This window comes from Veillonella sp. (genome assembly GCF_019414865.1).
GTDB lineage: Bacteria > Bacillota > Negativicutes > Veillonellales > Veillonellaceae > Veillonella.
On sequence record NZ_DXLG01000049.1, the window covers coordinates 1 to 1,289 of the forward strand.

The following is a 1,289-nucleotide window of genomic DNA, read 5'->3' on the forward strand; positions in this document are numbered from 1 at the left end:
TACGGGCTTATAGCCCGTGAGCAAACCACCCGTTTTACGGGTGGTTCTGATTTATATAGCTCTATATTTTTTAGGTGGTTCACCATTTTCGGCGGCTTCTTTATCAGCGCGCCATTTGCGTTCAAAGTATTTATGATACTCTACAGGAACGTCATCAGGTGTTAAGCTTTCATAAAAGCTAGTAGTTCCATTAGCCTTAGCTTGTTCGTAAAACCATGTTTTAAATTCTAGCATGGACAAGCGTGCTTGTAGGTGTTCGATTTCTACTAATACGCGATCTCGTTGATTTCTAATAATAGATAATCTTTCATTAATGCGACTATCACCTTCGACGCAGTAGTCGATAAAATGTTTTATTTCTTTAATAGGCATACCTGTATGCTTCATGCATTCAATCAATTCTAACCAATCCATATCCTCGTCATGGAATACACGGATACCACCAACAGAACGTTCTACGAAGGGCAATAAGCCTTCTTTATCATAATAACGTAATGTAGAAGGTGCTACATTTAGTTTTTTTGCGATTTCGCCAACAGTATATGTCATAGGACCTCCTTTTGGGTTCATATTACATTTGTAAATGGATTTAGTTTCAGGAGTAATATATTTAGTATATAATCTATGTATATGATTAAAGGTTAGATTTAAATTTTACGTTTTTTTCTTGACTTAAAACTAACTTTAAGTTTTATACTTGTTACATGCTGGACATACAGTATAGCACGGTTAGTAACACAAAACAAATAGGAAGGAAACTTATGAATTTAATTGATATAAAATCTCCAGCCGATTTAAAAGGCTTATCCCTTACTGAATTAACAGATCTAACGGCACAAGCTCGTCAAGCCCTCATGACAAAGGTATCTGAACACGGCGGTCATTATCAATCATATGGCATCTGTACATGGTATGAATGATGTAACACATTTAGGGTTCTTTGATATTCCAATGCTTACAAGCATTCCTAACTTGGTTTATTTAGCACCTACAAATAACGAAGAATTGTTGGCTATGACTAAATATGCCGTGCATCAACAGGATCATCCTGTAGCCATTCGTGTTCCTGTAGGTGAGTTTGTATCTAGTGGTGTGGTTGATACGACAGATTATAGTATTTTACATAAATCTCAAGTAACTCGCAGTGGTGAAGGTATTGCTAAAGAGTTCCACGATCGTTATGATGCAACTGAACTGTTAAAAGAAAATGGCGTTTCTTTAGAACAAATTGTGGCTGATGCCAAACAAATTTTATCCGTTTAGTTTGATAAAATATTAAAAAAATAATT

At 35.5% G+C, this 1,289-nt stretch carries 3 protein-coding genes; 2 read left to right on the top strand and 1 reads right to left on the bottom strand.

All coding sequences use genetic code 11. The features are described 5' to 3' along the window. Window positions 1–51: 51 nt before the first annotated feature. Window positions 52–549, bottom strand: a complete 498-nt coding sequence (locus QZ334_RS04540) for a MerR family transcriptional regulator (protein ID WP_024065969.1) — start codon at window positions 547–549, stop codon at window positions 52–54. 212 nt (window positions 550–761) lie between these two features. Between QZ334_RS04540 and QZ334_RS04545 the strand changes: the two genes are divergently transcribed. Together QZ334_RS04545 and QZ334_RS04550 are read left to right on the top strand one after the other, a co-directional pair. Then, a complete protein-coding gene (locus QZ334_RS04545; protein WP_024065970.1) occupies window positions 762–920 on the top strand; it encodes a 1-deoxy-D-xylulose-5-phosphate synthase N-terminal domain-containing protein in 159 nt (52 codons plus the stop codon). Beyond that, window positions 895–1,263, top strand: coding sequence for a 1-deoxy-D-xylulose-5-phosphate synthase (locus QZ334_RS04550; RefSeq protein WP_024065971.1), 369 nt, complete (start codon window positions 895–897; stop codon window positions 1,261–1,263). Before QZ334_RS04545 ends, QZ334_RS04550 begins: the two co-directional genes overlap by 26 nt. Window positions 1,264–1,289: the final 26 nt, after the last annotated feature.

Excerpts from the sequence above, each read along its gene's own strand:
- QZ334_RS04540 (WP_024065969.1), bottom strand. The coding sequence starts at position 549 with ATGACATATACTGTTGGCGAAATCGCAAAAAAACTAAATGTAGCACCT.
- QZ334_RS04545 (WP_024065970.1), top strand. The coding sequence starts at position 762 with ATGAATTTAATTGATATAAAATCTCCAGCCGATTTAAAAGGCTTATCC.
- QZ334_RS04550 (WP_024065971.1), top strand. The coding sequence starts at position 895 with ATGGCATCTGTACATGGTATGAATGATGTAACACATTTAGGGTTCTTT.